This is a genomic window from Oryzihumus sp. JJN4-3R, assembly GCF_057747915.1.
Genome location: NZ_CM173229.1, coordinates 3,383,625 through 3,410,546, shown reverse-complemented (window position 1 = coordinate 3,410,546; position 26,922 = coordinate 3,383,625). Strand labels below are relative to the sequence as shown.

The 26,922-nt window shown below is 71.3% G+C and carries 22 protein-coding genes; 6 read left to right on the top strand and 16 right to left on the bottom strand.

What is annotated here, in order from left to right; all coding sequences use genetic code 11:
* Positions 1–296: 296 nt before the first annotated feature.
* A complete protein-coding gene (locus AC3ANM_RS16290; RefSeq protein ID WP_488285459.1) occupies positions 297–1,466 on the bottom strand; it encodes an acyl-CoA dehydrogenase family protein in 1,170 nt (389 codons plus the stop codon).
* Positions 1,467–1,583: 117 nt separating this feature from the next.
* Between AC3ANM_RS16290 and AC3ANM_RS16285 the strand changes: the two genes are divergently transcribed.
* Positions 1,584–2,738, top strand: a complete 1,155-nt coding sequence (locus AC3ANM_RS16285; protein ID WP_488285458.1) for a glycosyltransferase — start codon at positions 1,584–1,586, stop codon at positions 2,736–2,738.
* Positions 2,735–3,718: a glycosyltransferase family protein gene (locus AC3ANM_RS16280; protein WP_488285457.1), complete on the top strand. Its 984-nt coding sequence runs from the start codon at positions 2,735–2,737 to the stop codon at positions 3,716–3,718. The genes AC3ANM_RS16285 and AC3ANM_RS16280 overlap by 4 nt, the downstream gene beginning before the upstream one ends.
* On the opposite strand, the gene AC3ANM_RS16275 is transcribed toward AC3ANM_RS16280, so the two are convergent.
* Together AC3ANM_RS16275 and AC3ANM_RS16270 are read right to left on the bottom strand one after the other, a co-directional pair.
* Positions 3,697–4,917, bottom strand: coding sequence for a glycosyltransferase family 4 protein (locus AC3ANM_RS16275; protein WP_488285456.1), 1,221 nt, complete (start codon positions 4,915–4,917; stop codon positions 3,697–3,699). The two genes, AC3ANM_RS16280 and AC3ANM_RS16275, sit on opposite strands and share 22 nt — an antisense overlap.
* Complete coding sequence (locus AC3ANM_RS16270) at positions 4,917–5,939, bottom strand: LLM class F420-dependent oxidoreductase (protein WP_488285455.1); 1,023 nt, start codon at positions 5,937–5,939, stop codon at positions 4,917–4,919. Before AC3ANM_RS16270 ends, AC3ANM_RS16275 begins: the two co-directional genes overlap by 1 nt.
* 142 nt (positions 5,940–6,081) lie before the next feature.
* On the opposite strand from AC3ANM_RS16270, the gene wecB reads away from it, so the two are divergent.
* Positions 6,082–7,149: a non-hydrolyzing UDP-N-acetylglucosamine 2-epimerase gene (wecB, locus tag AC3ANM_RS16265; protein WP_488285454.1), complete on the top strand. Its 1,068-nt coding sequence runs from the start codon at positions 6,082–6,084 to the stop codon at positions 7,147–7,149.
* An 88-nt stretch (positions 7,150–7,237) separates the two neighbouring features.
* On the opposite strand, the gene AC3ANM_RS16260 is transcribed toward wecB, so the two are convergent.
* The 8 genes from AC3ANM_RS16260 to AC3ANM_RS16225 all read right to left on the bottom strand — a co-directional run bounded on the left by AC3ANM_RS16260 (position 7,238) and on the right by AC3ANM_RS16225 (position 17,136).
* Positions 7,238–8,230 (bottom strand): Gfo/Idh/MocA family protein, encoded by a 993-nt coding sequence (locus AC3ANM_RS16260; protein WP_488285453.1) that lies wholly within the window; start codon positions 8,228–8,230, stop codon positions 7,238–7,240.
* Between the two features lies 1 nt (position 8,231).
* Entirely contained in the window at positions 8,232–9,320 is a 1,089-nt protein-coding gene (locus AC3ANM_RS16255; protein ID WP_488285452.1) for a DegT/DnrJ/EryC1/StrS family aminotransferase, read from the bottom strand.
* On the bottom strand, positions 9,317–9,916 hold the full coding sequence (locus AC3ANM_RS16250; protein ID WP_488285451.1) for an acyltransferase: 600 nt from the start codon (positions 9,914–9,916) through the stop codon (positions 9,317–9,319). The genes AC3ANM_RS16255 and AC3ANM_RS16250 overlap by 4 nt, the downstream gene beginning before the upstream one ends.
* A complete protein-coding gene (locus AC3ANM_RS16245) occupies positions 9,916–11,208 on the bottom strand; it encodes a nucleotide sugar dehydrogenase (protein ID WP_488285450.1) in 1,293 nt (430 codons plus the stop codon). Before AC3ANM_RS16245 ends, AC3ANM_RS16250 begins: the two co-directional genes overlap by 1 nt.
* 80 nt (positions 11,209–11,288) lie before the next feature.
* Positions 11,289–11,948: a class I SAM-dependent methyltransferase gene (locus AC3ANM_RS16240; protein ID WP_488285449.1), complete on the bottom strand. Its 660-nt coding sequence runs from the start codon at positions 11,946–11,948 to the stop codon at positions 11,289–11,291.
* A 56-nt stretch (positions 11,949–12,004) separates the two neighbouring features.
* Positions 12,005–13,480 carry a lipopolysaccharide biosynthesis protein gene (locus AC3ANM_RS16235; protein WP_488285448.1) on the bottom strand — a complete coding sequence of 492 codons (1,476 nt, stop codon included), beginning with the start codon at positions 13,478–13,480 and terminating at the stop codon, positions 12,005–12,007.
* Positions 13,481–13,533: 53 nt separating this feature from the next.
* Positions 13,534–14,670 carry an acyltransferase gene (locus tag AC3ANM_RS16230; protein ID WP_488285447.1) on the bottom strand — a complete coding sequence of 379 codons (1,137 nt, stop codon included), beginning with the start codon at positions 14,668–14,670 and terminating at the stop codon, positions 13,534–13,536.
* A 150-nt stretch (positions 14,671–14,820) separates the two neighbouring features.
* On the bottom strand, positions 14,821–17,136 hold the full coding sequence (locus tag AC3ANM_RS16225) for a cell wall-binding repeat-containing protein (RefSeq protein WP_488285446.1): 2,316 nt from the start codon (positions 17,134–17,136) through the stop codon (positions 14,821–14,823).
* 692 nt (positions 17,137–17,828) lie between these two features.
* Here AC3ANM_RS16225 and AC3ANM_RS16220 point away from each other — a divergent pair.
* Together AC3ANM_RS16220 and AC3ANM_RS16215 are read left to right on the top strand one after the other, a co-directional pair.
* Positions 17,829–19,163, top strand: coding sequence for a UDP-glucose dehydrogenase family protein (locus AC3ANM_RS16220; RefSeq protein WP_488287970.1), 1,335 nt, complete (start codon positions 17,829–17,831; stop codon positions 19,161–19,163).
* Positions 19,160–19,594, top strand: a complete 435-nt coding sequence (locus AC3ANM_RS16215) for a CoA-binding protein (RefSeq protein ID WP_488285445.1) — start codon at positions 19,160–19,162, stop codon at positions 19,592–19,594. The genes AC3ANM_RS16220 and AC3ANM_RS16215 overlap by 4 nt, the downstream gene beginning before the upstream one ends.
* Before the next feature lie 75 nt (positions 19,595–19,669).
* On the opposite strand, the gene AC3ANM_RS16210 is transcribed toward AC3ANM_RS16215, so the two are convergent.
* The gene (locus AC3ANM_RS16210) at positions 19,670–20,107 is read right to left on the bottom strand and encodes a hypothetical protein (protein ID WP_488285444.1); all 438 of its coding nucleotides are present in this window, start codon (positions 20,105–20,107) and stop codon (positions 19,670–19,672) included.
* A 132-nt stretch (positions 20,108–20,239) separates the two neighbouring features.
* Between AC3ANM_RS16210 and AC3ANM_RS16205 the strand changes: the two genes are divergently transcribed.
* Positions 20,240–21,985 (top strand): HNH endonuclease signature motif containing protein, encoded by a 1,746-nt coding sequence (locus AC3ANM_RS16205; protein WP_488285443.1) that lies wholly within the window; start codon positions 20,240–20,242, stop codon positions 21,983–21,985.
* 94 nt (positions 21,986–22,079) lie between these two features.
* On the opposite strand, the gene AC3ANM_RS16200 is transcribed toward AC3ANM_RS16205, so the two are convergent.
* The 4 genes from AC3ANM_RS16200 to AC3ANM_RS16185 all read right to left on the bottom strand — a co-directional run bounded on the left by AC3ANM_RS16200 (position 22,080) and on the right by AC3ANM_RS16185 (position 26,905).
* Positions 22,080–23,522: an outer membrane protein assembly factor BamB family protein gene (locus AC3ANM_RS16200; RefSeq protein ID WP_488285442.1), complete on the bottom strand. Its 1,443-nt coding sequence runs from the start codon at positions 23,520–23,522 to the stop codon at positions 22,080–22,082.
* A gap of 66 nt (positions 23,523–23,588) precedes the next feature.
* The gene (locus AC3ANM_RS16195; RefSeq protein ID WP_488285441.1) at positions 23,589–24,911 is read right to left on the bottom strand and encodes a hypothetical protein; all 1,323 of its coding nucleotides are present in this window, start codon (positions 24,909–24,911) and stop codon (positions 23,589–23,591) included.
* A 240-nt stretch (positions 24,912–25,151) separates the two neighbouring features.
* Positions 25,152–25,661, bottom strand: a complete 510-nt coding sequence (gene purE / locus AC3ANM_RS16190) for a 5-(carboxyamino)imidazole ribonucleotide mutase (protein WP_488287969.1) — start codon at positions 25,659–25,661, stop codon at positions 25,152–25,154.
* 35 nt (positions 25,662–25,696) lie between these two features.
* Positions 25,697–26,905, bottom strand: coding sequence for a 5-(carboxyamino)imidazole ribonucleotide synthase (locus tag AC3ANM_RS16185; RefSeq protein ID WP_488285440.1), 1,209 nt, complete (start codon positions 26,903–26,905; stop codon positions 25,697–25,699).
* Between the last annotated feature and the right edge of the window lie 17 nt (positions 26,906–26,922).

The window sequence follows — 26,922 nt, the reverse complement described above, 5'->3', positions numbered from 1 at the left end:
GGCGCGGCCGGACGCCCTTCACTCTTCACCGGTTCCCCGGGGGCGGCAATACGCTCGAATGCGCGCAGCGATGCACGTCATACGGGCGGAAGTCCGCTCTCCTGCAACGAAATGGCTCGGCATCGGACCGAGCGTGGGTTTCGCGCAGGTTCGTCACACATCCCCCGCTACGTCGGCGCGTGAGTGTGACGAAGGTGCGCATCTGCCGTCCGCGCGGGCGAGCACACGGCATACACGGCGAGAGCCCCTGTCCCCTTGCGGGACAGGGGCTCTCACGCACGAGCCGGTATGCCGGGTCAGCCCTTGAGCAGCTGCCGCGCCATGACGACGCGCTGGATCTGGTTGGTGCCCTCGTAGATCTGGGTGATCTTGGCGTCGCGCATCATCCGCTCAACCGGGAAGTCCGTGACGTAACCGGAGCCGCCGAGCAGCTGGACGGCGTCGGTGGTGACCTTCATGGCCACGTCGGAGGCGTAGCACTTGGCGGCGGCGCCGAAGAAGGGCAGGTCCTTGTCGCCGCGCTCGGACTTGGCGGCGGCGACGTAGACCATCTGCCGCGCGGCCTCGAGCTCCATCGCCATGTCGGCGAGCATGAACTGGATGCCCTGGAAGTCGGCGATGCGGGTGCCGAACTGCTTGCGCTCCTTGACGTAGCCGAGGGCGAAGTCGAGCGCGCCCTGGGCGATGCCGACGGCCTGCGCGCCGATCGTGACGCGGGTGTGGTCGAGGGTGCGCAGGGCGATCTTCAGGCCCTCGCCGACGCCGCCGACCATGCGGTCGCCGGGGATGCGCACGTTGTCGAAGTGCAGCTCGCGGGTGGGGCTGCCCTTGATGCCGAGCTTGCGCTCCTTCTCCCCGAAGGTGAAGCCCTCGTCGGACTTCTCGACGACGAACGCGCTGACGTTGGAGCCGCGCTTGCCCTCGGGGTCGGTGACGGCGAGGACGGTGTAGTACTCGGAGATACCGGCGTTGGTGATCCAGCTCTTCTGCCCGTTGAGGACCCAGTCGTCGCCGTCCCGGCGGGCGCGGGTCTTCATGGAGGCGGTGTCGGAGCCGGCCTCCCGCTCGGACAGGCCGTAGGAGAAGGTCGACTCGCCGCGGGCGACCGGCGGCAGGTAGCGGCGCTTGACGTCGTCGGAGGCGCCGAGGATCAGCGGCATGGTGCCGAGCTTGTTGACCGCCGGGATGAGCGAGGCGGAGGCGTCGGCCCGGGCCACCTCCTCGATCACGATGCACGTCGCGAGCGCGTCGGCCCCGACCCCGTCGTACTCCTCGGGGATGTGCGGGGCGAAGAAGTCCGAAGCGACCAGGGCGTCGTGCGCCTCCTGCGGGTAGCGCGCGTCCGCGTCGACCGCCGCGGCGAACGGGGCGATCTTGTCCTCGGCGATCGCCCGGATCGCCTCGCGCAGCGCCTCGTGGTCCTCGGAGATCTTGAACAGGTCGAAGTCAGGGTTACCGGTGCTCACCCGGCGGATATTACCCGCGGGTATGCCGTGGGGTCGCGGCCCATGACGCACCTCACCGAGGCGGCCGGCCGACCGCCGCCCCGGAGCCGTCCGCGGGCGCCCGTCTACGATGCCCGGGTGAGTCGTCGACCCCGCATCCTGGACATCTCCTTCTCGCCGATCATCCGCGACGCGCGGGTGATGCGGCAGGTCTCGGTGCTCGCGCGCCTCGGTGACGTGACCACCGTGGGCTACGGCCCCAAGCCGCCGGCCGCGACCCACCACCTCGAGATCCCCGCCGACCTCAACTCCCTGCCGCGCACGCCCGGCGGCGTCCTGCGCCTGGCGACCCGCCAGCTGACCTCGGTGGAGCGCTCCGCGCCGGGCGTCGCCCGCGCCGAGCAGCTGATCGGCGACGAGCGCTACGACCTCGTGGTCTCCAACGACGCCCGCGCGCTTCCGTTGGCGCACAAGGTCGCCCACGGCGCGCCGGTCTGGGCGGACATGCACGAGTGGGCGGCCGAGGAGTTCTCCCACGACCCGATCTGGCGCACCTTCGTGGCCCCCCTGATGGACCACGCCTGCAAGAAGTACCTGCCGCAGTCCGCGGCGGTCACCACGGTCTGTGACGCCCTGGCCGAGCGCTACCAGGAGCGCTACGGCGTGACCGCCTCGGTCGTCCGCAACGCCGGGGCCTTCGTCGACCTGGCGCCGACGCCGCCGGACGGCGACAAGGTGCGCCTGGTCCACAGCGGTGGGGCACAGCAGGGCCGCTACATCGAGCTGCTCATCGCCGCGACCAAGGCGCTCGGCGAGCGCTACAGCCTCGACCTGTTCCTCGTCGCCGGTGGGGACGGCGGCAAGCACCTGCAGGTGCTGCGCGACCTGGCCGGAGACTGCGACCGGATCACCTTCCACGACCCGGTCGCCCCGGCGGACCTGCCGGCCACGCTGAACCGCTTCGACGTCGGCGTGTTCTGCATGCCGCCGATCAACACCAACGCCCGCTACGCGCTGCCCAACAAGTTCTTCGACTTCGTCCAGGCCCGCCTCGCCGTCGCGGTCGGCCCGGCCGACGAGATGGCCCGCCTCGTCAAGGAGCACGACCTCGGCGTCGTCTCCGACGACTTCAGCGAGGAGTCCTTCGCGGCGGCGCTGTCCACCATCGACCGGGACTCGCTGGTCCGCTACAAGCAGGCCTCCGACGTGGCCGCCCGGCCGCTCAGCTCCGAGACCGACGAGCAGGTCGAGGTCGACCTGGTGCAGCGCCTGCTCGGGGTCACCGCCGGATGAGCGACACCGCACGGGTCCTGCACGTCAACGACTGCGCCTTCACCGCCGAGCGGATGCTCGTCGAGGCGCACCGGCGCGGCCTGCCGTGGCACTACATGCCGCTGGCGGCCGAGGTCGGGCGCAGCTGGTCCGGCCCGGTCGGGCAGGCGCAGAAGGCCCTGCTGGGTGCGTCCTGGCTCGCCCGGCTCGGCGCACGCTCGCTGCGCCACGACCTGCTCCACGTGCACTCCGGCAGCATGCTGCGCCACAGCCGGCTGGTGCCCAAGCGCTACGTGCTGCACCTGCACGGCACCGACATCCGGACCCTGCAGTACGACCCGGCCTGGACCGCGGTGATCCGCAAGGGTGTGGCCGCGGCCGAGGCCGTGCTCTACTCCACCCCCGACCTGGCCGAGCACACCCTCCCCCTGCGCCCGGACGCGACCTACCTTCCGGTGCCGATCGACGTGGACCGACTCCCGGCGTGGTCGCCGTCCGGCACCCGCCCGCAGGTCTTCTTCGCCTCGCGGTGGGAGGCCGTCAAGGGCGTGGAGACCCAGCTGGAGACAGCCGAGCGGATCGTCGCCGCCGTCGGGGACACCGCCGACGTCGTCGGCCTGCAGTGGGGCCCGGAGGCCGCGGCGGCCGAGGAGGTCGGGGTGCGCCTGCGCCCCAAGGTCGATCACGCCACCTACCTGGCGCTGCTGGCCTCCTCGACGGCCGTCGTGGGCCAGTCGGCGGGCATCCTGTCCGCCAGCGAGCTCGAGGCGATGGGCACCGGCGCCCCGCTGGTCCTGCCCGTGGGGCTCCCCCTGTATGCCGAGTCCGCGCCTCCCGTGCTCGGCGGCACCCCTGCCGCGGCCGCCGAGGCCGTCGCGGCGCTGGTGGCCGGGACCGGGGCGCACGACCCGGAAAAGGGTCGGCGGTGGGTGCGCGAGCAGCACGGTGTCGACCGTGCGGTCGACACCGTGCTCGGGGTCTACGCGACCGTGCTGGGCTGAGCCGGCAGGCCCGCGCCGGCCAGGGCGCCCTCCGCGGCGGCGATGCCGACCCGCGCCAGGCTGGCGTTCTCCAGCGTCCACTGCGCTAGGCGCACGCGCGTCGCCTCGTCCGGCGCCGCGGCCAGGGCGGTGACGAGCGCGTCGGCCACCGCCGCCGGCTCGTGGTCGACGGCCTGGCCGAGCCCCTCGCCGTTGACCAGGGCCGCGCCCGCCCCTACGCCAGCGAAGACCACCGGTGTCCCACCGGCGGTGGCGGCGTAGATCTTGGTCGGCTTGGCGAAGTCGTAGCCCCGGCCCGGGGTGATCGAGACCAGCGCGCAGCGTGCCCCGCGCTGCCACTGGGCGGCCTGGGCCGGCGGCAGCACGCCGAGGAAGTCCACCCGGCCCGGCGCCAGCTCGGCCGCGACCTTCTTCAGGTGCGGCAGCTCGCTGCCCTGGCCGAGGAACACCAGCCGCGCGTCGGAGGGCAGCCGGTCGAGCGCCGCGGCGAAGCCGCGCACGAACACGTCGGCCCCCTGCCACTCGGACATGGTGCCGGCGTACACGGCATACGGGCCCTCGGGCAGGTTCACGGCCGGTGAGGCGGCCGCGACGGGCTGCCGGCCGAAGACGTCGGTGTCGACGCCGTTGCCGACGACCTGGACCCGCGCGGGGTCCACGCCCAGGCCGGAGAGCCGCTCGGCGACGCCGTCGCTGACCGACAGGACGTGGCAGGCGCCGCGCAGCACCGCCGACTCGGCCTTGCGCAGCAGGCGCACCACCCAGCCGGGGGCGCCGGCGCTCTCGGAGGCCTCGCTCCAGATGTCGGCGGCGTAGTAGGCGTAGGGCCGGCGGCGCAGCCGGCTCAGCGCCAGGACCACGAGGCCGGTGGTGGGCGGCGGCTCGCAGACGATGAGGTCGGGCGCGCGCCGGGTCAGCAGCCGCAGCACGAGCGGGATGTCGTAGCTGAGGTACTGCACGTAGCCGCGGATGTTGCCGTTCTCGTCGCGCAGCACCGGCCACCGGCTCACCCGCACGCCGGCGGGGTCCGTGGCGGGGCCTGCGGCGGCCGGCGGCCGGGTGGTCAGCACCTCGACGTCACACCCGGCGGCCACGAGGCCCCGGGCCAGCCAGTTCAGCCGGGCAGGGGCAGCGGCCACCTCGGGGGTGAAGAGCCGGCTGGTGATGGCGACGCGCGGCCGCCGGGTGTGCTGCGTCATCAGCCGAGCAGCTCCGGGATGACGTAGTTCTCGAACAGGTCGATCCCGGAGGTGTCGTAGGCCGCCTCCTGGAAGTAGGTGATGGCGTAGGTCATCCCCTGCTCCTGCAGGCCCTTGAGCGTCTCGACGATCTGGTCCGGCGTGCCGACCGCGGGCTGCGTGGCGAGGTTGGCCACGTGCTCGTCGGCGCGCGCCTCGGACAGGCCGGCCTTGATGAAGTGGTCGCGGTTCCACGCGAGGCGGTCCTTGACCTCCTTCTCGTTCTCGCCGATGACCACGTTGTAGTTGGCCGAGCGCACGATCGAGCCGAAGTCGCGGCCGAGGTCGTCGCAGTGGCCCTTGAGGACCTCGCTCTTGTGCGTGAAGCCCTCGAGGCTGCCGTCGAAGTTGGTGTAGTCGGCGTACTTCGCGGCGATCCGCAGCGTCTTCTTCTCGCCGCCGCCGGCGATCCACATCGGGATCCCGTTCTCGGCCGAGCCGGGCAGGCTCGTGCCCTGCAGCGGGCGCGGGGCGCACAGCGCGCCGTCGATGTCGTAGTACTTGCCGTGCAGCGTGGCCGAGCCCTTGGTCCACATGTCGCGGAAGACCTGCACGCCCTCCTCGAGCATGCCGATGCGCTCCCCCGCCCGCGGGAAGCCGTAGCCGTAGGCCTTCCACTCGTGCTCGTACCAGCCGGCGCCGATGCCCATCTCGATGCGGCCCTCGGTGATGATGTCGACGGTAGCGGCGACCTTGGCCAGGTAGGCCGGGTTGCGGTAGCTCATGCAGGTGCACATCTGGCCCAGGCGCACCTTGCTCGTGATCGCGCCGAGGCCGGCCATGAGCGTCCACGCCTCGTGCGTGGCCTCGTTCGACGGCTCGGGCACGGTGTGGAAGTGGTCGTAGACCCAGATCGACTCCCACTCACGGGTGAGCTCGTCGGTGCGCCTGGCGAGACCCGCCATGACGCCCCAGTGCATGTCCGGCTCGATGCCGACCAGGTCCATGCGCCAGCCCTGGGGGATGAACAGTCCGAATCGCATGTCAGGCGCTCCCTGAGGTGTGGTTGGGGTGTTGCACGCGGTTGGTCACTCTAGCCCCGCACCCCCTGAGGGCTTCCGCCCGGCGTCAGCGCCCGGACGGGGTATGCCGGGGGCACGCCGGTCCCCTTCTACACTCGCCTGCGTGAAGATCCTCAGCGTTGTCGGCGCCAGGCCCCAGTTCGTCAAGCTCGCCCCCGTCGCGGCGGCCCTGTCCGAGCACGGGCACGAGCACGTGATCGTGCACACCGGGCAGCACTACGACGTGAACATGTCCGACGTCTTCTTCCGCGACCTCGGCATCCCCGCCCCCGACGTGCACCTCGCGGTGGGCTCCGGCTCGCACGGCCGCCAGACCGGCGCGATGCTCGCCGGCATGGACGAGGTGCTCGAGCAGCACCGCCCCGACTGGGTGCTGGTCTACGGCGACACCAACTCCACCGTCGCCGGCGCGCTCAGCGCGGTGAAGATGCACATCCCGATGGCCCACCTCGAGGCCGGGCTGCGCTCGTTCAACCGGCGCATGCCCGAGGAGCACAACCGCGTCCTGACCGACCACGCCGCCGACCTGTGCCTCGCCCCGACCGAGGTCGCCATGGGCCACCTGGCCACCGAGGGCCTGGCCGCGCGCAGCGTCCTGGTCGGCGACGTGATGACCGACGTGCTGATGAAGGTCCGCGACCTGGTCGCCGACCGGCCGGTGGCGCTGCCCGACGGCGTGGACCCGGAGCAGCCCTACTACGTCTCGACGCTGCACCGCGCGGAGAACACCGACGACCCCGAGCGGCTCACCGCGATCATCAAGGGCCTGGCGTCGGTGGACGCGCCGGTGGTGCTGCTGGCCCACCCGCGGCTGCGGCAGCGCGCGGCAGACTTCGGCCTGGACCTCGAGCAGGGCGCGCTGCGCGTCGGCGACCCGGTCCCCTACCCCGACCTGGTCCGCGCGACGATGTCCAGCGCCGGCGTGGTCACCGACTCCGGCGGCCTGCAGAAGGAGGCCTTCCTGCTGCGCGTGCCGTGCACCACGGTGCGCACCGAGACCGAGTGGACCGAGACGGTCGACCTCGGCTGGAACGTCCTCGTGCAGGACCCGGCGGAGGTCGGGACGCTGCTGACCCGCCCGGCCCCCGCACCGACCGACGCCGCGCCCTACGGCACCGGCGTGGCCGCGGCCGCCACGGTCGCCGCCCTGGAGGCCGGCAGCCGCGCCTGACCCGGCCACCCGGCATACCCGGGCACGACGAAGGCCCGCCCCCTCCGGTGAGGGGGCGGGCCTTCGTCGTGGTGTGTCTGCGAGCCGCTCAGGCGACCGAGATCGAGGAGAGCTCCTTGGAGGAGGCGATCATCGCCTCCGCGACGACGACGGTGCGCAGGCCCTCCTCCATGGTCACGAAGCCGGACTTCGTGCCCAGGACAGCGTCGCGGAAGGCCTCGTGCTCGACCCGCAGCGGCTCCTGCTTGGGGAAGGCGTAGCGGACCATGTCGCCCTCGGTGACGCCCCGGAAGGAGGCGAACGTGCCCCAGCCGTCGGTGGGCAGGGTGCCGTTGGCGTGGAAGGTCAGGTCGGCGGTGAGGGTGTCGGCGATGAACGCACCCTTGGCGCCGGTGACCAGCGTCATCCGCTCCTTGAACGGCGAGAGCCAGTTGACCAGGTGGTTGGTGACCACGCCGGACTCCAGCGTGCCGATCGCGGTGACCAGGTCCTCGTGCTCGCGGCCGCTGCGGTGCGTGGTGCGCGCGGCGACCGAGGTGAACGGGCTCTGGGCGACCCACGCGGTCAGGTCGATGTCGTGGGTGGCGAGGTCCTTGATGACGCCCACGTCGGCGATCCGCGCCGGGAACGGGCCCTGGCGGCGGGTGACGACCTGGTAGACCTCGCCGAGCTCGCCCTCCTCGAGGCGGCGGCGCAGCTCCTGCAGGGCCGGGTTGTAGCGCTCGATGTGGCCGACGCAGCCGACCAGGCCCTTCTCGGCGAAGGCGGCGGTGATGCGCCGGGCGCCCTCGGAGGTGGCCGCGAGCGGCTTCTCGATCATGGCGTGGACGCCGGCGTCGGCCAGGGCCAGCCCGATCTCCTCGTGCATGCCGGTCGGGGCGGCGACGACGGCCATGTCGACGCCGGCCTCGATCAGCTCGGCGAGCTGGGAGTAGAGCGGGGTGGCCCCGGCGACGCCGTGCGGGTCACCGCTGGGGTCGACGATGCCGACGAGGTCGACGCCGTCCATCTCGCGCAGCACGCGCGCGTGGTGGCGGCCCATCATGCCGATGCCGACGAGGCCGGCGCGCAGGTTCGCCATCTCAGGCACCGGCCTTCGCGAGGAGGTTCACCGCGGTGACGATGCGCTCGAGGTCGTCCTGGCTCAGCGACGGGTGCACCGGCAGCGACAGGCACTCACGTGCCGCGCGCTCGGTCTCGGGCAGGTCGACGTCGACGTTGAACGGCGCGAGGCGGTGGTTGGGGATCGGGTAGAACATGCCCGAGCCGATGTTGTGCTCCTCGCGCAGCGCCTTGGCCAGGCCGTCGCGGTCCTCGGCGACGCGGATCGTGTACTGGTGGTAGACGTGCACCGCACCCTCGGCCACCGGAGGGGTCACGACGCCCTCGAGATTGGCCGACAGGAACGCCGCGTTGTCCTGGCGCTTCTTCGTCCACGCGCCGACCTTGGTCAGCTGGACGCGGCCGATGGCGGCGTGGATGTCGGTCATCCGGTTGTTGAAGCCGACGACCTCGTTCTCGTACTGCCGCTCCATGCCCTGGTTGCGGTAGAGGCGCATGAGGCGCTCGACCTGGGCGTTGGCGACCGAGACCATGCCGCCCTCACCGGAGGTCATGTTCTTGGTCGGGTAGAGGGAGAACATCGCGAACGTGCCGAAGGTGCCCACGGGCTTGCCGTGCAGCGAGGCGCCGTGCGCCTGCGCGGCGTCCTCGAAGATCTGCAGGTTGTGCTTGTCGGCGACGGCCTGCAGGCCAGTCATGTCGGCCGGGTGGCCGTAGAGGTGCACCGGCATGATCCCGACGGTGCGCTCGGTGACGGCGGCCTCCACGGCGGCCGGGTCGAGGCAGAAGTCGGACGCCGAGATGTCGGCGAACACCGGCGTGGCCCCGGTCAGCGCGACCGAGTTGGCGGTGGCGGCGAAGGTGAACGACGGCACGATGACCTCGTCGCCGGCCTTGACGCCGCTGGAGAGCAGGCCGAGGTGCTGGCCGGAGGTGCCGGAGTTGACGGCGACGCAGGCGCGGTCGAGGCCGAAGTGCGCGGAGAACTCCTCCTCGAACGCCTTGACCTCCGGGCCCTGCGCGAGCATGCCGCTGCGCAGGACGCGGTCGACGGCCTCACGCTCCTCGTCGCCGATCAGCGGCTTGGCGGGCGGGATGAATTCGCTCATGACTGCGTGGCCTCCGTCAGGCACTCGTTCTGCTCGGTGTAGGTCTCTCCGGTCTGCGGGCAGCGCCACTGCCCGTCACCGGCGGGCTCCAGCGGCACGCCGGCCTTGCCGACCCAGCGGATCCGCTTGGCGGGGACTCCGGCGACCAGGGCGAAGTCGGGCACGTCCTTGGTGACGACCGACCCGGCGGCGACGAGCGCCCACCGGCCGATGGTGACCGGCGCGACGCAGACCGAACGGGCGCCGATGGAGGCGCCGGTGCGGACCGTCACGCCGACGGCCTCCCAGTCGTCGCCGCGCTTGAGCTTGCCGCTGGGGTCGACCGAGCGCGGGTAGTGGTCGTTGGTGAACACCACGGCCGGGCCGACGAAGACGCCGTCCTCCAGCACCGCGGGCTCGTAGACGAGGGCGTGGTTCTGCAGCTTGCAGTTGTCGCCCATGCGCACGCCGGGGCCGACGTAGGCGCCGCGCCCGACGATGCAGTTCTCGCCCAGGGTCGCGCCCTCGCGCACCTGCGCGAGGTGCCAGATGGTCGTGCCCTCGCCGAGGGTCGCCTCCTCGGAGACGTCGGCGCTGGGCTGGATGCGGGCCGCCATCACTCGGCCTTGCCGATGACGAGGAAGCGCACACCCTCGAAGCTCGCCGGGTCCAGCGAGCGGCGGCCGTCGACGACGACCTTGACACCGGGCAGGTCCGCGGCGGTCAGCGCGGCGTACTCCGCGTGGTCGGCCTGCAGGATCGCGGCGTCGACCGGGGTGCCCTTCCTGTATGCCGTGAAGCCCAGCGTGGCGAGCTCCTCGTCGGTGTACATCGGGTCGTCGACCAGGACGGTCGCACCCTCGGCCTCGAGCGCCTCCACGGTCGGGAAGATCCCGGAGAACGCGGTCTCTTTGACGCCGCCGCGGTAGGCCGCGCCGAGCACCACCACGGTGGCACCGGAGAGGTCCCCGAGGGCGCCCTTGGCCAGGCCCACGGAGTAGACCGGCATACCGGCGTTGGCCTCGCGCGCGGCGCGCACGACGGTCGCCGCGGGGTCGTTCCACAGGTAGAGCCGCGGGTAGACCGGGATGCAGTGGCCGCCGACGGCGATGCCGGGGCGGTGGATGTGGCTGTAGGGCTGGGAGTTGGACGCCTCGATGACCTGGTAGACGTCGATGCCGTGGGCCGCGGCGAAGGTGCCGAACTGGTTGGCCAGGCCGATGTTGACGTCGCGGTAGGTGGTCTCGGCAAGCTTGGCCATCTCGGCCGCCTCGGCGCTGCCGAGGTCCCAGACGCCGTTGCCGCGCTCGAGGTCGGGCCGCTCGTCGAACTGCAGCACCGCCTCGTAGAACTCGGTGGCACGCTTGGCGCCGGCGTCGGTGAGCCCGCCGACGAGCTTGGGGTACTTGCGCAGGTCGGCGAAGACCCGGCCGGTGAGCACGCGCTCGGGCGAGAAGACGAGGTGGAAGTCCTCGCCCTCGGTCAGCCCGGAGCCGGACTCCAGCATCGGCTTCCAGCGGGTGCGGGTGGTGCCGACCGGCAGCGTCGTCTCGTAGGAGACGAGGGTGCCGGGCTTGAGGCCGCGCGCGATGTCGGCGGTGGCGGAGTCCATCCAGCCGAAGTCCGGCTTGCTGTCGGCGTCGACGAACAGCGGCACCACGATGACCACGGCGTCGCTCTCGGCGACGGCGGCGGCGGTGTCGGTGGTGGCCTTCAGCCGACCGTCCGGCACGACGACCGACAGGTGCTCCTGCAGGTGCGCCTCGCCGGGGAACGGCTCGGTCCCGGCGTTGACCAGGTCGACGACCGCCTGGTTGACGTCGGCCCCGAGGACCTCATGCCCCGAGTTCGCGAACTGGACTGCCAGGGGCAGGCCGATCTTGCCCAGTCCGACCACGGTGATCTTCACGAGTTACCTCTGCTCGTCGACAGCAAACGTCCGAGGGCGATCCTAGGGGGTCAACCCAGCAGCCTCGTCCGCGCCGCCCCTCACCCCCGCTGGTAGAGGAACAGGTCTGAGGCAAGTGCCACACCGGCCGGCGGGCTGACCCGCTCCACGAGCTGCCACTGCGGCGCGTGAGCCTGCACCCAGGGGGTGAACGCCTGGTGACGCTCGTGCGGACCCTGGGTTGCCACGGGTCCGTCGGTGGAGCAGATGACCACGTAGCGCTCGGCGCCGGCGAACAGCCGACGCAGGTAGTCCTCGCGCACGTCGTCCTCGACGAGGTGGAACAGCACCTCCAGCGACAGGGCCGCGTCGGCGCGCAGCCAGCCGGCCGGGTCGGCGGTGGTGGCGGGGTCGTAGGCGAGGAAGGACTTGGTCGGGTCGTCGGCGAAGCGGGCGATGCAGCGCCGCACGGCCGTCGCCGAGCGGTCCAGACCGAGGTATCGCGGGTAGCTCGCCAGGGAGAGCTGGTTGCCGTCACCGCACCCGTAGTCGATGACCGAGGTGATGCCACGCTCGGCGACCCACGCGTTGATGACCTCGGCCTTCCACTGTGCGGCGGCGCCGTAGGACCCCGAGCCGGAGCTGCCGCCGGAGGCATAGCGCTGCTCCCAGTAGCTGCCGCTGCCCGTGAAGCGGCGGCGGCGCAGCCACCGCCCGACGGGGGTGGTGCCGAGCCGGCGCAGGGTCTCCCGCACGACCATGCCTCGCAGGGTAGGCCCACGTCGGGAGCGCCCGGATCAGCCGAAAGGACCGTCCTTCAGCGCCGGCGGCGCAGCAGCCCCGGGAGCAGCATCTTGGCGTCGTGGGCCGAGGCGAGCAGCCAGGCCGCGACGAACACCAGGGCGAAGGCCGGGTCGAGCCACGGGCTGGTGCCGAGCTGGTGCTCCAGCGCCAGCAGGGCGACCGCGGCGGCGACGGCCCCGGCGAGGCGGATCATGAGCAGGGTCCAGTGGTGGCGGTCCCGGCGCCAGACGGTGATGACCGGGACGCCGGCGATGACGAACGTGCCGGCGGCGTAGCCGATCGCGACGCCGAGCACGCCCAGGGACGGGGCGAGGACGGCCCACACGGCGGCGCCGAGCGCCAGGCCGGCGGTGCTGGCGCTGCTGGTCAGCACCATGCCGCGGTGGGAGCGGGTGGTGATGCTGTTGACCGAGGGCACGCCGAGCGAGGTCGCCATGACGGCGAGCAGCAGGATCGGCAGCAGCTGCTGGGCCTCGCTGAACGCGGGGCCGAAGACGACGTCGATGAGCAGCCGGCTGCACAGGGCGAGCGCGCCGAAGATCGCGACGAGGACCAGGGTGAGCAGCCGCATGGACTGGTCGGTCTGCCGCCGGAAGGTCTCGTGGTCGCCGCGGCCCCACGCCTCGGCCATGACGGGGAAGAGCACCAGGCTGAGCGAGCCGGCCAGCAGCGAGGCGGGGGTGGCCAGAGTCAGGGCCGAGGCGTACTGGCCGGCGGCGACCGCGGTGTCGGCGCCGCGCGCGACGACCATGGAGAGCTGGAGGAAGCCGGTGCTGGCGACGGTGCCCGCGACGCCGAGCAGGACGAAGTGGTCCAGCTCGCGGCGCAGCGCCGGCTCGGGGCGGCCGTGCGCGCCGCGCGGCCAGCCGGCGACGGCATACAGGCCGTATGCCGTGGCGAGCGGCAGCAGCAGGACCGGGCCCCGCGCGCCGGCGGCGAGGGCGGCGAGCAGGCCGATGACGCCGAGGCCGGCGCTGGTGAGGTCCCAGCTGGTGGCGCGCGGCACCTGGCCGGCGCCGAACTGCAGGCCGCGGACGAAGGAGTAGCCGGAGTAGCCGATGACGAGGGCGGCGACGCACAGGCCGCCGGCGAAGGTGCCGTGGCCGACGGTCATCCACGCGGCGACGCCGACGACCGCCAGGCCGAGCGTGACGAGGAGGGTGCGCTTGCCCAGGTGGGCGGCGACCGCGGCGGTCTCCTCATAGTTGCCGGCGCCGCGGGCGCGGGCGACGTACTTGCTCGCGGCGCTGCCGGAGGAGGTCGGCCAGAGCAGGCTGAGGAACATCGCGGTGGAGATCGCGCTGTTGACGACACCAAGCACGGCGGCGCCGCCGAGGCGGCCGATGAGCACGCTGGAGATGAAGCGCAGCGCGCCCTGCACGCCGACACCCACGGTGCTGAGCACGGCGCGGGTGCGCATCGACCCCATGGAGGGCTGGTCCAGGCGCAGCGGGCGCACCATGGCACGCAGCGAGAGGGGGGTCGGCATGGGGTGAAGGGTAGCCGCCGGAGCCATGGGCCCTGCGGCTGCTCGGGATTGCCTCAGAGGATGCGGCGCAGGTAGGGCACCTTGGCGCCCTGGAGCGCGATGACGTAGGCGCCGGCCAGGGTCAGCCCGGCGCGGGTCAGCAGCGTGAAGACGTTGTCATGGGTGACGTCCTGCGGCAGGCCCGGGATCCGGTGGACGGCCTCGAGCACGAGCAGGTGCACGGCGAAGACGCCCATGGTGGCGCCGCCCAGGCGCCGGCCGAGACGGCTGGCGCGGGGCGTGGTGGCGGCGCGCAGCAGGCCGTCGGGGCGGATCAGCGCGCGGGCGCTGAGGAACACCGCGAGCGAGACCAGCAGCACCAGCGGGGAGTAGTAGGACTCGGCCGGCATCCAGTGGTCCAGGGTCGAGCCGACGCCACGGCTGCTGGCCCACTGCCAGGCGAGCAGGGCGGAGCCGCCCGCGGCGACGAGGAGGGCGAGGGCGACCTGCCAGGTCTTGAGCACCACGTCGCGCAGGACCCAGCCGAGCAGGTAGAGCCCGACGTAGGGCACCCACCAGGTCCACGGGGTCTCGATGAAGGCGTCCTCGTGGCGCACCGGCGAGCTGAGCAGGCTCAGCGCGGGCATGATCGAGGCGCCGAGCCCGACGACGGCCACGACGCGGCGGCCGGTGTCCTTGATCCACGGGACGAGGACGGGGGTGATGAGCGCGAGGCCGAGGACGATCCAGAAGAAGTAGAGGGCGGTCCACAGCTTGCCCTTGAGGATCAGCCCGAGCGCCTCGGTCGGGGCCATCGTGCCCTCGGTGGCGATCTTGTAGCCCAGGTAGATCAGGTGCCAGGCGATGATCGGCGGCAGCAGGCGCACGGCCCGCTTGCGGATGAAGTCGCGACCACCCCGGTATCGCGCGGGCTCCAGGAGCAGGGCCCCGCTCAGCATGACGAAGACCGGCACGGCCCAGCGGCTGGCGAAGTCCAGGGCGACGGCGAGGTAGCCCACGGTCGTGCGCGGCGGCGGCTCGGCCGAGCTGAGGCCGCTGGTGTGGATCAGCACGACGCCGGTGATGCCGGCGAATCGCAGCCAGGAGACCCACGACAGGCCGTCACGCCGGGCCACGGTGGGCTCGGGCGTGCTCGTCGTCGTGCTCTCGGTGGTGGGGACGGTCGGTCTGACAGATGTCGACAGGCTCATCACTCACCAGCCTGTCAGACGTGGCTGTGACCCGGTCCGCGCGGGCTGCTGGCGGTGTGGGCCATGACACGCCAGACGGGCCGGGACCTCTCGGTCCCGGCCCGCCCGGTGTTCTAGGTGTTGCGTGTGCTCACCGAGGTGAGCGCATCATCACTTGGCAGCGACGATGTCATTCGCCTGCTGGAGAACGCTGTTGCTGATCGCAGCCGCGAGGCCGAGGCCCACGACGGTGTCGTAGTCACCAGCGTGGTCCTTCAGCCAGTTGGTCGTCGCGTTGGTCAGGCTCTTCGGCTGGGCGAGCAGCATCGGGCTGCCACCCATACCGGCAAGAGCACCACCAGCGAGAGCATCCGCGAAGCTCCAGCCGTTGGCCAGGTAAGCCGTCGGGTTGTCGAAGCCCAGGCCGCCACCCTTGGTGGTCGCGGTCGGGAGGACGTCCGAACGCTCCCAGTCGGCAACCGCGGTCGCCGTGGCGGCGCGGTCCGAGCCCTGAAGGCGCTCGGTGCTGGCACCGTGGCCCTTGATGGCCGACTCCGTTGCGCTGGAGACGGCACCGGTCCCACCGATGATGACGGCGCGGCCGATGTTGAAGTCGTCCAGCTGCTCGGCCGCGTCGGACGACAGGGTGCCCGACTGGGTGAGGATGAGCGGGATGCCCGCAGCCGTCGCCGGGGCGGCGGACAGGGCGTCGGCGAAGTTCTCGCCGGTCGCGATCATCGCGGTGGCCTGAGAGGGCTTGCCGTACGTCGTGACCGTGCGGCCGACGCCGTACTTGCCGGCAACGTACGAGTTGACCTTGCGGTTGGTCTCGTAGCGGTTGACGCCGGCGAGGCGGACAACCTGGAGCGGGCCAACGATGTCACGCAGCTGCGAGACGACCGCGTTGCTGACCGCACCGGTGCCACCGACGATGTAGACCGTCACGTCGCCCGTCACCTTGTAGGTGAGCGAAGCAAGCGCCGCACGCGTGGGCTCCGGGATGGAGTCGCGCGTGGTGAGCAGCGTCGGGGCGCTGAGCGAGCTGGCCAGGTAGGACGAGGACAGCGCGTCGGGGAAGTTCTCGCCGGACGCCAGGACGATCGTCTTGCTGGACGACGTCTTGGAGAGGGCGATCTTCGCAGCCGTCTGGTAACGGTCCGCTCCACCCAGGCGGGTGGTGAGGGCCTGCGCCAGACCGGTCTGGGTCAGCTGCGCCTTCGGGGCGAGGATGTCGCCCTGGTTGACACCGGCGCTGAAGGCGGAGTCGGCCGCGACACCCGCGAAGGCGCCCGACTGACCGGCCGTCACGAGCCAGCCGTTGGGGCTGGAGTCGATGCTGCCACCGGAGAGGGTGTACTTGATCGGGCCCTGGGTCGTAGCGCTGAGGCGCATACCGGACAGCGTGACCGTGAGCTTGCCGTTGTTGCTGGCGCCCGACAGGTCGAAGGAGACCTGGTTGCCGTTGATCGTGGCAGGGCTGGTGACCTTCTCGTTGGTCGCAGCGTTGGTCGCCGTGACCTTGATCGGGCTGCTGCTGTCCACGTCCGCGCCCGAGACCGTGACCGTGTACGTGCCGTCCTGGAGCGAGTTGTTGTTCGTCTCGCTCAGGGTGATGTCACCCACGTTCTGGACCGTGCCATCGGCAACGATGTTGTTGGGCGCACCCACGGAGAAGTTCACCGGCGAGACGTACGCCGGCACGGTGTAGATGCCGATCGTCGGGTCGTAGGTGGACGGGTCGTGGTCGGTGTCGACCAGGTTGCCGTTGAACACCGTGGACGCGTTCGACGCCGTGGTGCTCGGCGTGCCGTTGTAGGCAAACGGCACGACACGGAGCTCGCCGGGGCTGACGGCGGAGCCGAGGTCGACGTTCAGACCGGACAGGGTGACGATCCACATGTCGGTGCCGTCGCCAGCAGCCTGAACACCGTTCACCGTGAGGCGAATGATGTCGTTGGCCAGGCCGTGAGCCCGCGAGGACTGGACGAGCGAGGCGTTGAAGACCGGCGGGGTCGTCGCCTTGGCAGGCGTGGTGTCGGCCTGCTTGGTGCCGTGCTCGGTGTTGTTGACCGTGGCGTCGGTGTCGTTCTGGACCGTCGTGCCCGCGAGGTAGGGGGTCTGGTCCACCGAGACGCTCGGAGCCGAGCTGAAGCCCAGGCGGTGCGCGGTGTCGGCGTTGATCTGACCGTTGCTGGTCGCCGTCGCCGTACGGTCGAAGATGGCGAGGTCGATCGTGTCGCCGTTCTTGAACGAGTTGGGGATGGCGAGACGGATGTCGCCGATCGACTGGCCACTCTGACCGGCCTGGACGAGCTTGGCGCCCTGGTTGTCCGTGGCCGAAGAGGTGTCGACGACACCGATGGAGCCGTTCGCGACGGCGAAGTCGGCGTGCGCGGTGCCGGCGGTGGCGAGGAAGGACGTGACGGCGATGAGCGCCGAGACCCCACCCACACCAGCGCGGCGGGCGCGCTTAGCTGCAGAACTCACTTGTTGGCCTCCTTGAAAGGCATAACGAACTTCATTGGATGCAATGCCAATGCAGGGCTCAGCAAGGAATGGCTCCCCCCTGAGCAGTCGGCTTTTCCCCCGATGATCGTTTCCCCGATGATCGCGTTCCCCTCCGACCGGATCAGAACATACACGAGCCACAGGCGTCACAACCGTTTTTTGGAAATCGATTCCCACCAGGTCCAGCTGGACGGTGACTTTGGGCCGCTTTGGTCATCAAAGATGGTTATCGAGGACTATGGACAACCCGCCACCACTGGTGCTAGCAGCCCTCTGACGTGGCGTTTTGTCCGATTCCTGATCAGTCCGTTCAGGCTGACCCGACATGCCGGGCCGCAGCCGGCCCAACCTCGGCGCGTCCCGCGAATACGCAAACCGGACATTCGTGACCATAACCTGAAGTTGGGCAATCCGAATGCCGCCGTTCACCTTTGGGTATTCCATGAAAGAACCGCGCGGGATTTGCCGAAAGATTGTCAGGCAAGGGGTTCAGCCCCCTATGCTCACCCTCGGCGCCAATGCTGTCGGGGCGGACAGGCCTCCGCCGTGTCTGACGGGGGGTGCTGTGGGTGGGGCGCGTCCCAGGCGCGCCCCACCGCACTCACCACGGCGGGCCTGCCCTGCAGGCTCTGCTCCCGCGGCGAGCGCCATCTATCCTCGGCACCATGTCCTTGCGCCTCACTGTCATCGGCACGGGTTACCTCGGTGCCGTCCACGCGGCCTGCATGGCCGACCTCGGCCACACCGTCACCGCGATCGACGTCGACCAGGACAAGGTCGACGCGCTGGCGCAGGGCAAGGCGCCGCTGTTCGAGCCGGGCCTGGACGAGCTGCTCGAGCGGGTCCTGACCACCGGCCGGCTGACCTTCACCACCGACTACTCGGCCGCCGCCGACGCCGACGTCCACTTCATCTGCGTGGGCACGCCGCAGCTGCGCGGCGAGAACGCCGCCGACACCTCCTACGTCTTCAAGGCCGCCGAATCCCTTGCGCCGCACCTGAGCTCGTCGACGCTGGTCGTCGGCAAGTCCACCGTCCCGGTCGGCACCGCGGCCCGCCTGCGCGCCCGCCTGCGCGAGGGCTCCCCCGCCGGTGAGGGCGTGCGCCTGGCGTGGAACCCGGAGTTCCTGCGCGAGGGCTTCGCCATCGAGGACACCGTCGCCCCCGACCGCTTCGTCTACGGCGTCGACGGCCCGTCCGCGGACGCGGACGTCGCCCTCCTGGACCAGGTGTATGCCGCGCCCCTCGCCACCGGGACCCCGCGCCTGGTCACCGACTTCGCGACCGCCGAGCTGGTCAAGGTGTCGGCGAATGCCTTTCTCGCGACGAAGATCTCGTTCATCAACGCCATGGCCGAGGTGTGCGAGGCCGCCGGCGGCGACGTGGTGGCCCTCGCCGAGGCGATCGGCCACGACGACCGCATCGGGCACAAGTTCCTCGGCGCCGGCCTCGGCTTCGGCGGCGGCTGCCTGCCCAAGGACATCCGCGCCTTCATGGCCCGCGCCGGCGAGCTGGGCGCCGACCAGGCGCTGACGTTCCTGCGCGAGGTCGACGCGATCAACCTGCGCCGCCGCTCGCGCATGGTCGACCTGGCCCGCGCCGAGTGCGGAGGGACGTTGATCGGCAAGCGAATTGGCGTGCTGGGAGCGGCCTTCAAGCCCAACAGCGACGACATCCGCGACTCCCCCGCCCTCGACGTGGCGCGCGCCGCACACCTGGCCGGCGCGACGGTGACCGTGCACGACCCGAAGGCGCTGCCGGTCGCGCGCCGGGTGCACCCGGACATGTCCTACGCGGACACGATCGAGGAGGCCTGCGAGGGCGCCGACGTGGTGCTGCACCTGACCGAGTGGAAGGACTACCGCGAGATCGACCCCGCAGTCCTCAAGCAGGTCGTCGGGACCCCGCGCATCATCGACGGCCGCAACGCCCTCGACCCCACCCTCTGGCGCGGCGCCGGCTGGACCTACCGCGCCCTCGGCCGTCCTCACCCGGTGATCGCATGAGTACGCGAGCCCTCAATGACCGCAACGTGATCCGCTCCCTGCTCGAGACCCCGGCCACGTGGGCCGTGGTGGGCCTGTCCACGGATGCGAGCCGCACGGCATACGGCGTGTCCGCCTGGATGCGCAGCGCACTGGGGCACCGCATCATCCCCGTGCACCCGCGGGCCGAGGCAGTCCTCGGGGAGACCGGGTATGCGCGGCTCGCCGACCTCCCCGACGGGGAGAAGGTCGCCGTCGTGGACTGCTTCGTGAACTCCTCGCGCGTCGGCGCGGTCGTCGACGAGGCCATCGAGCAGAAGGACCGGCTCGGGATCGAGGCCGTGTGGCTCCAGCTCGGCGTGGTCGACGAGGCGGCGGCGCAGCGGGCGATGGACGCCGGGCTCGACGTCGTCATGGACACCTGCCCGAAGATGGAGTACCCCGCGCTCTGAGGTCGGCCGCAGTCCCCCCGGGCGGTCCTCACCGGCGAGTGGGTCTTCACTGCGGGCGGGTCTGGAGCCGGGGGCTCACCGTCGGACGGGCCACCAGCTGGTTCCGAGCCACGCGCGTGATCGCGGCAGCGAGAGCAGCGCCAGCGGGAGGGCCGCGAGGACCAGGATGCCTGCGCCGATCAGGTCGCTCCTCGCGGAGGCGGAGCCGAACAGGTCGACCGTCTCCCCGATGGAGCCGAAGAGCAGGACCGCCAGGAGCGGCAGCGCCAGCAGCCGGGGGTCCCGGGCCCTGGTCAGGCGGGACGAGCCAGCCCACAGGGCCACGGCACCTGCCGGGAGCAGAAGACCCACGGTGACCATGCCCTTGACGGCGGCTGCGTTGGTGCGGTCGTGCCCGATCGCGCCCGTGCCGGTGACGAGCTCGAACAGGATCATGGCCCCCTCACCGGCGAGGACGATGCCGTAGAGCACGACCAGAACAGCAGCGACGTTGATCGCGAACGGTCGACGCATCCCGAACCCCCTCAGGCATTCCCCCACCAGGGATGCCCTCATGACCTCCCTGCCGATGATGATGACAAAGGTTGAGCCGGTGCGTCTGTGGATGGGCCGGGACCTGTCAGACCCTTCTTCTAGATTGGACACATGTTCGAACTGGGGGTTGAGCAGGCGCGCCAGATGCCGGTCGGCAGGCTGGCGGCGATGCTCGATGCCCTGAGCCCCGCCGAGATCGCAGGGGCCGACGAGAGCACGGCCGAAGCGGTAGTGCTGGCGTCGCAGCGGGTCATCAACGCCATGGGCGCACTTCAGGCCCAGTCGATCGCGTCCCTGGCAGCGTCCGAGCGCGCGGAGCATGACGCCGCGGTGGCCGAGACGCAGTCCGCCGGGATCACGACCGGCGCCTGCGGGCCGATCGACGAGTGGGAGTTCCTCGCCGACCGGATCGCCCCGCTGCTGGCCATGACCCGGACGGGCGCCGAGAGCCGGGTTGAGCTGGCCTTCGAGCTCACCCGGCGGCTGCCGCGCACGCTGGCGGCGATGCGCTCGGGCGCTCTCGACACCTATCGCGCGGGCATCATCGCGAGCCATGCCTCACTCGTGCGGCCCCACCTGGTGCCGACGCTCGAGGAGAGGCTCTTCCCCGACCCGCCGGCTGACGGCGAGTGCCCTGCGGTGCCCGACGCCCGGGACCTGCCCTCGAGCAGGTTGAGGGCCAAGGTGACCCGACTCGCGGCCCGGATCGACCCGCAGTCGATCGGCGAGCGCTGCAAGCGCGCCCGGCGCGAGCGGTTCGTCGCGATCGCGCCCGGCGTGGAGCCCGGCATCACCCACTGGACCGCTGACCTACCCGTCGAGGACAGCATGAAGGCGTGGGCCGCCGTCGACGCCCTCGCCCACGACTACGTCCACGCGCCCCCACAGCCCGACGGTCCCAAGCGGACGCTCGCCCAGGCGCGGGCGGATGCCATGGTCGCCCTGCTCCTGGGCACCGCGACCGTCACGACCTCGATGCACGTCACGGTCCCGGTCGAGGCCCTCGCGCCGGTCACACGCCAGTCCCCGCAGCCGCAACCCGTCGAGGCGCGCCGTCGGCGCCTTACCCTCACCCACCTCGCCGAGCTCCCCACCCGTGGCACCGTTGAGGCGGCACCCATGGCGTCTGCAAGGTCCACGGTCTCCCCCGCTCCAGCCGCGACGACGAGGGCACCCTCAACAGCCACCACCACCTCGACCACCCCTGGGACCTCCACCGATCCCGGCGCAGTGGTCCCGGTGGGTATCGAGGTCCTCCGCCACGGGGTCCTCCCCCTCGCCCAGGCGCAGGAGCTGGCCGCGGAGACTGGCACCACGCTCACGGCCTTGTACATCGACGCCAGGTCAGGGCGGCGGCTCCCCGGCCAGGACGCGCCACCGCAACGGATGCGGGGCTCAACCCAAGACGGCTCCGCGGAGGCAGCAGAACCGGCCAACGCAACGAAATCAGCCGGGTCAGACCAAGGAGCGAGGTCAGCAGAGTCAGACCAAGGAGCGAGGTCAGCAGAGTCAGAGCAGGCGACCCCACCGGCGTCACAGAACACAGTCGGGTCAGCTGCCGAGCGCTACCGCCCCTCGGCCCCGATGGATCGCGCGGTGCGCGTCAGGGACCGCACGTGCCGGTTCCCGGGATGCTCGATGGCGAGCCGGCGCTGCGACCTCGACCACGTGATCCGGTTCCCCGACGGCCCGACCGACGAGGGCAACCTCCATTCCCTCTGCCGGCACCATCACCGGCTCAAGCACCACACCCGATGGCGCGTGACCATGGACGACGAAGCGATCTGCACGTGGACCTCACCGACCGGACAGGTCTACCGGACAACGCCATTCGACCACCGCGAGCTCGCGACCTGAGAACGCACGCCCCCGGGCCCACCTCGCGGTCGGGTCAGCGTGCCCTCGGGACCTGCGGGCTGAGGCGAAGACCCGGACGTCGCGAGCCTTCCGGTCAGCGCCAGCGATACGCCGACACACCGCCCACGACGCTGGCGTCGTTCTTGATCGCACCCGTGCGGACATAGACGTACTGGTCGCCGATGGTCAGGCTCATCATGCCCCGCAGCTCGTCGTTGTCGCCGAATGTCGCGGTCGCGATCGGCTTGCCCGTGTGGGCGTCCAGTCGCAGGACCTTCTTGGTGCCGTACATCTCTCCGATGAGCAGCCAGAACTCGTTGTGGTCCGGCGTGAAACCGACGGGCAGCGCCCACGCCGAGGTCTTGTGATCCTCGGCGGTCCAGATCTGCTTGCCCGTGCGCACGTCGACCGCCTGGAGGACGTAGCCGACCACCCGGCCCGCGCCGTTGGCGTCGAACTTGGCCCTGATGTTCGTCGTGCCCCCGAGGAACCACTCCCCCGTCCACGGCATCACGCCACCGAAGTCACCGGTGGACTCCAGCGGCTGCCCCTGGCTGAGCAGGCGGTCCGTGGCCGGCTGCGCGACCCGCTTGCCGGTGCGCGGGTCGAACCACGCTCCGGGCGTCGTGATGTCGGGGACGCCCCCGGTCTTGCCCCACTGCTTCTGCACGTCCATCCACAGCGAGGAGTCCTGCCCGGGACTGATCATCGACGTGGTGTTGAAGTACCCATCCCTGTCCCACGTCGAGCCCCACCACGGCGAGCTCCACAACACCTTGCCGTTCGACTCGTCCACGCCGATGACCTTCGGCGCTTCGTCGGTGATGATGTTGCCGCAGCTGACGAAGAGCACCGCGACCTGCAGGCCGGGCACCCCGCCGCCCTCGCTCTCGCAGTCCATCCGGGAGAAGTCCTTGATGTTCATCGTGAACAAGCTGGAGACCTTGAGCTGGAACGAGGTCTTGCCGTCCGCGACCGAGACGCCCTGGATGGTGGTGCCCTTGTCGCCCTGGTCGTACCGCAAGGTGATGTACTTGCCGGCTCGCCCCATCTCGTAGGACTGGCTGTTCGAGACCTTCCACGACCACCGCTCGTTGCCGGTGCGCGCGTCGAGCCCGATGACCTCGTTGCAGTGGGCCACGTCGCCCTTGAGCACACCGGCGGTGCCGTCGGTGTCGACGCTGAAGACGACGACCCCTTCGCTGATGTCACGGTTGGGCTGGAGCCCGCACACGATGCCCTTCTTGGGGGTCCGGCTCCACAGCTGCTTGCCGGTGCGGGCATCGACTGCGCGCACGACGCCGATGCCGTTGTAGGCGACGACGTCGTGGTTGTAGACCACCTCCGGCAGCCGCTCGAAGAACTCGGAGTTGTCCTTCTCCGCGCCCTCCTTGGTGCTCCAGTACAACGGCATCTTCACCGTCTGCAGCCCGGACGCCCCGGCCTTGGCTCTCCCGTCACCACCGCAGCCGGCCGCCGCCAGCGCCACCACGGCCACGGCCGCGACCAGCCCGGTCAGTCCCCGTGCCCTCGACACGGCCGTCCTCACAACCCCTGCCCCCATCACGCCTGCCCTCAGAACGCCGATACGCACGACTCCCCCTCAGTGTCGCGCTGCCCAGGCTCGCGCCTTGGCAGTCACGTCCTTCTCGCTCGCGAACCCCATAGCGTGGAGCTGCTTGGCGAGGTTCTCGTCCGAGCCGTTCAGGTACAGCGAGCGCACCGCCGCCATCATCCGGTGCATCCCCACCGAGTCGACGGCCGACGCGATCGCCGCGTAGGCCAGGCCGTAGCGGCCGGCGACCTGGGCGTTCGTGCCCTCGTAGAAACCCTTGTCCGCGATCGACAGGCTGGCTGGGGTGCGGCTCGCGTCCACGAGACGGCCGGACGCCGCCCCGCTCCCCGCCGGCACCTCGAGGTAGCTCGCCAGCCCCTCGACCACCCACGTGGGCGCATCCGCCCAACCGTCGCCCACCCACTCCTGGGCCAACGCGTGCACCTGCTCATGCCGGGCGATCTCGGCCAGCGAGGCGTCGTCGACCGGCTTGACGGTGATCCGTGAGGTCACGGCCCCCTTGCTCAGCTCGAGGTCGGCCGTCTCCGGGTCAGTCGCGAACGTGGGGTTGGTCAGACCGTCGTAGCCGGCCTCGTGCTTCACCACGGACCCTCCGAAGTACTTGAAGACGTCCTCACCGGGACGCGTCAGGGTCCAGAGGTACCCGTGCCGGGACTGGGCGGGCACCCCCGCTTGGGCGAACACGCTGCGGTCCTGCTTCAACGTCGAGCCGGCGACGGCCGCGATGGAACGTAGCCTGGCCACCTGGCTCGCCGGCCCGATGGCCGCGACGCCGTCACCCTTGACGTAGGCGATCGGCCCGACGTCCCACGCTGCCGGGTAGTACCGCGCATACTTCCGGCCGCTGTCGTCCACGCCGGGCGCGCCGCCGCTCAGCGAGGTGACCACGACCTTGTCGCCCGTCTTGGCGAAGGTCGCCTCGTACCACTCATCGACCGGCGCAGGGTCGATCCCGGAGATCTGGTGCCGGAACGACAGCAGCGCCGACAGCTTCTGGGTTCCGTAGTTCACCCGGTTCTGCGGCAGGGCGATCTGGATCTGGCGCACCGCGAACGGCACCGTGTGGACGTTGTCGTACCACTGGCCCTGCTGGGCCGCCATCGACGGCGCGAAGTCCGCCAGGAACGCGGCCCGGCTCCCGGACAGGTCCTTGGTCAGCTTCGCCGCGAACCCGGACATCGCCTCCTCGTCGAGGGTGGTCCCCCCGAACGTCTGCACCCCGACCGAGGTCGGAGCCGGTATGGCGGACAGGGACTTCGCGGGCGAAGCATCCCCTCCGCCGCACGCGGCGAGAAGAAGCGCCGACGCAGCGGCGCAGGCAACGGCCAGGGCCGTCGAGGGCCGGTTCATGGTCTTCCCCCTGAAGATCACGAGAGCGCGCGAGGCGCGCGCCCAAACGGACGAGCGGGCACATCCTGCCCCAGATCGGACGCGGAGTGCAGGCCCGGCCTGAGGGCAGGGAGGGGGCCTGCCGTGATATACGGCCTGCTCAGGGACGCAGCGACGAGCCCCGCGCACCGCACCGGCACCCTTCTCGACCCGTCGGAATCCGTTACGGCCCAAGCGGATCGGGGAGCAGGCCGAGGGCCCTCAGCGTGCCGAGCCGAACCCCGTCTGCTGCGAGCGTCGCGCCCGCAGCCGCTCACCCTTGGCGTGGGCCTCGTCGCGCAGGTTCCCCTGGAACTCCAGCATCTTCGCCCGGAGGCGTTCGGCTTCCTCGTCCACCCCGGAGGCCAGGATCCGCGCCGCCAGCAGGCCAGCGTTGCGCGCCCCGCCCACCGACACGGTCGCAACCGGCACGCCCGCCGGCATCTGCACGATCGAGAGCAGCGAGTCCATCCCGTCGAGGTACTTCAGCGGCACCGGCACGCCGATCACCGGCAGCGGGGTCACCGACGCCAGCATCCCCGGCAGGTGCGCCGCACCGCCGGCGCCGGCGATGATGACCCGCAGGCCACGCGAGGCCGCGGACTCGCCGTAGGCGACCATCTCCTGAGGCATCCGGTGCGCAGAGACCACGTCGGCCTCGTAGCCGATCCCGAACTCCTCCAGCGCCTTGGCGGCCTCCTCCATCACCGGCCAGTCGCTGTCACTGCCCATGACGACGCCGACCACGGCGCGGGCCTCGGATGCGCTCACTCGGTCACCACTCCCCTCAGGTAGTCGGCGGCGTGCTGGGCCCGCTCGCGCAGGTCGGCCAGGTCCTCACCGCTGACGTTGACGTGCCCGATCTTGCGACCGGGGCGGACTCCCTTGCCGTACAGGTGGATTCGCGCGCCGGGGTCGCGCGCCATGATGTGCCGGTAGGCCGGGTAGAGCTCGGGGTAGTCCCCACCCAGCACGTTGGCCATCACGGTCCACGGCGCCCGGGGCTCCGTGGAGCCGAGCGGCAGGTCCAGGACCGCGCGCAGGTGGTTCTCGAACTGGCTGGTCACCGCCCCGTCGATGCTCCAGTGCCCGCTGTTGTGCGGGCGCATCGCCAGCTCGTTGACCACGTAGTCCGGCTCCCCCGTGTGCGGGTGGGACACCTCGAACATCTCCACGGCCATGACACCGGTGACGTCCAGCGCCCCGGCCACCCTCAGCGCCGCCTCGGTCAGCTCGGCCGACATCTCCTCGGACAGCCCCGGAGCGGGCGCCAGCACCTCGGTGCAGATCCCGTCGGTCTGGACCGTCTCCACGACCGGCCACGTCGCGGCCTGCCCGCTGGGGCTGCGCGCCACCAGCACCGCCAGCTCGCGGGTGAACTCGACCTTCTCCTCGACCAGCAGGCCGTCCTCGAGGGGCCCTCCGGAGGCCCGGTCCCGCTCGCTCGCCTCCAGCCAGTCCTTGGCCTCCTCCGGCGAGTCGACGACGCGGACCCCCTTGCCGTCATACCCACCGCGTGGGGTCTTCAGGACGACCGGCCAGCCCACCTCGTCGCCGAACGACCCCAGCTCCTCGGCCGTGCGCACCGCCGCCCAGCGCGGCGCCCCGACGCCGACCTCGGAGAGCCGGGCCCGCATCGCCAGCTTGTCCTGGGCGAAGCGCAGCGCCGCCGGGCTCGGGTGCAGCCGCACGCCGTCGGCCTCCAGCGCGGCCAGCACCGGCGCCGGGACGTGCTCGTGGTCGAAGGTCACGACGTCGCAGCCGCGCGCCCACTCCCGGACCGTCTCGACGTCGGTGTAGTCCCCCACCGGCGAGGACGGCACCACCAGCGCCGCCGACGCGTCCGCGGTCTCGGCGAGGACGCTCAACGTGATCGCCAGGCCGACTGCTGGCGGCTGGCACATCCGCGCCAGCTGGCCGCCGCCGATGATGCCGACGACGGGGAAGCCTCCGGGGGCACGCTGCGGAGAAGTCACGACCCCGAGCCTATCCG

Excerpts from the sequence above, each read along its gene's own strand:
- AC3ANM_RS16280 (WP_488285457.1), top strand. The coding sequence starts at position 2,735 with ATGAGCGACACCGCACGGGTCCTGCACGTCAACGACTGCGCCTTCACC.
- AC3ANM_RS16275 (WP_488285456.1), bottom strand. The coding sequence starts at position 4,917 with ATGACGCAGCACACCCGGCGGCCGCGCGTCGCCATCACCAGCCGGCTC.
- AC3ANM_RS16270 (WP_488285455.1), bottom strand. The coding sequence starts at position 5,939 with ATGCGATTCGGACTGTTCATCCCCCAGGGCTGGCGCATGGACCTGGTC.
- AC3ANM_RS16260 (WP_488285453.1), bottom strand. The coding sequence starts at position 8,230 with ATGGCGAACCTGCGCGCCGGCCTCGTCGGCATCGGCATGATGGGCCGC.
- AC3ANM_RS16255 (WP_488285452.1), bottom strand. The coding sequence starts at position 9,320 with ATGAGCGAATTCATCCCGCCCGCCAAGCCGCTGATCGGCGACGAGGAG.
- AC3ANM_RS16250 (WP_488285451.1), bottom strand. The coding sequence starts at position 9,916 with ATGGCGGCCCGCATCCAGCCCAGCGCCGACGTCTCCGAGGAGGCGACC.
- AC3ANM_RS16240 (WP_488285449.1), bottom strand. The coding sequence starts at position 11,948 with ATGGTCGTGCGGGAGACCCTGCGCCGGCTCGGCACCACCCCCGTCGGG.
- AC3ANM_RS16235 (WP_488285448.1), bottom strand. The coding sequence starts at position 13,480 with ATGCCGACCCCCCTCTCGCTGCGTGCCATGGTGCGCCCGCTGCGCCTG.
- AC3ANM_RS16230 (WP_488285447.1), bottom strand. The coding sequence starts at position 14,670 with ATGAGCCTGTCGACATCTGTCAGACCGACCGTCCCCACCACCGAGAGC.
- AC3ANM_RS16215 (WP_488285445.1), top strand. The coding sequence starts at position 19,160 with ATGAGTACGCGAGCCCTCAATGACCGCAACGTGATCCGCTCCCTGCTC.
- AC3ANM_RS16210 (WP_488285444.1), bottom strand. The coding sequence starts at position 20,107 with ATGCGTCGACCGTTCGCGATCAACGTCGCTGCTGTTCTGGTCGTGCTC.
- AC3ANM_RS16205 (WP_488285443.1), top strand. The coding sequence starts at position 20,240 with ATGTTCGAACTGGGGGTTGAGCAGGCGCGCCAGATGCCGGTCGGCAGG.
- AC3ANM_RS16195 (WP_488285441.1), bottom strand. The coding sequence starts at position 24,911 with ATGAACCGGCCCTCGACGGCCCTGGCCGTTGCCTGCGCCGCTGCGTCG.
- purE (WP_488287969.1), bottom strand. The coding sequence starts at position 25,661 with ATGGGCAGTGACAGCGACTGGCCGGTGATGGAGGAGGCCGCCAAGGCG.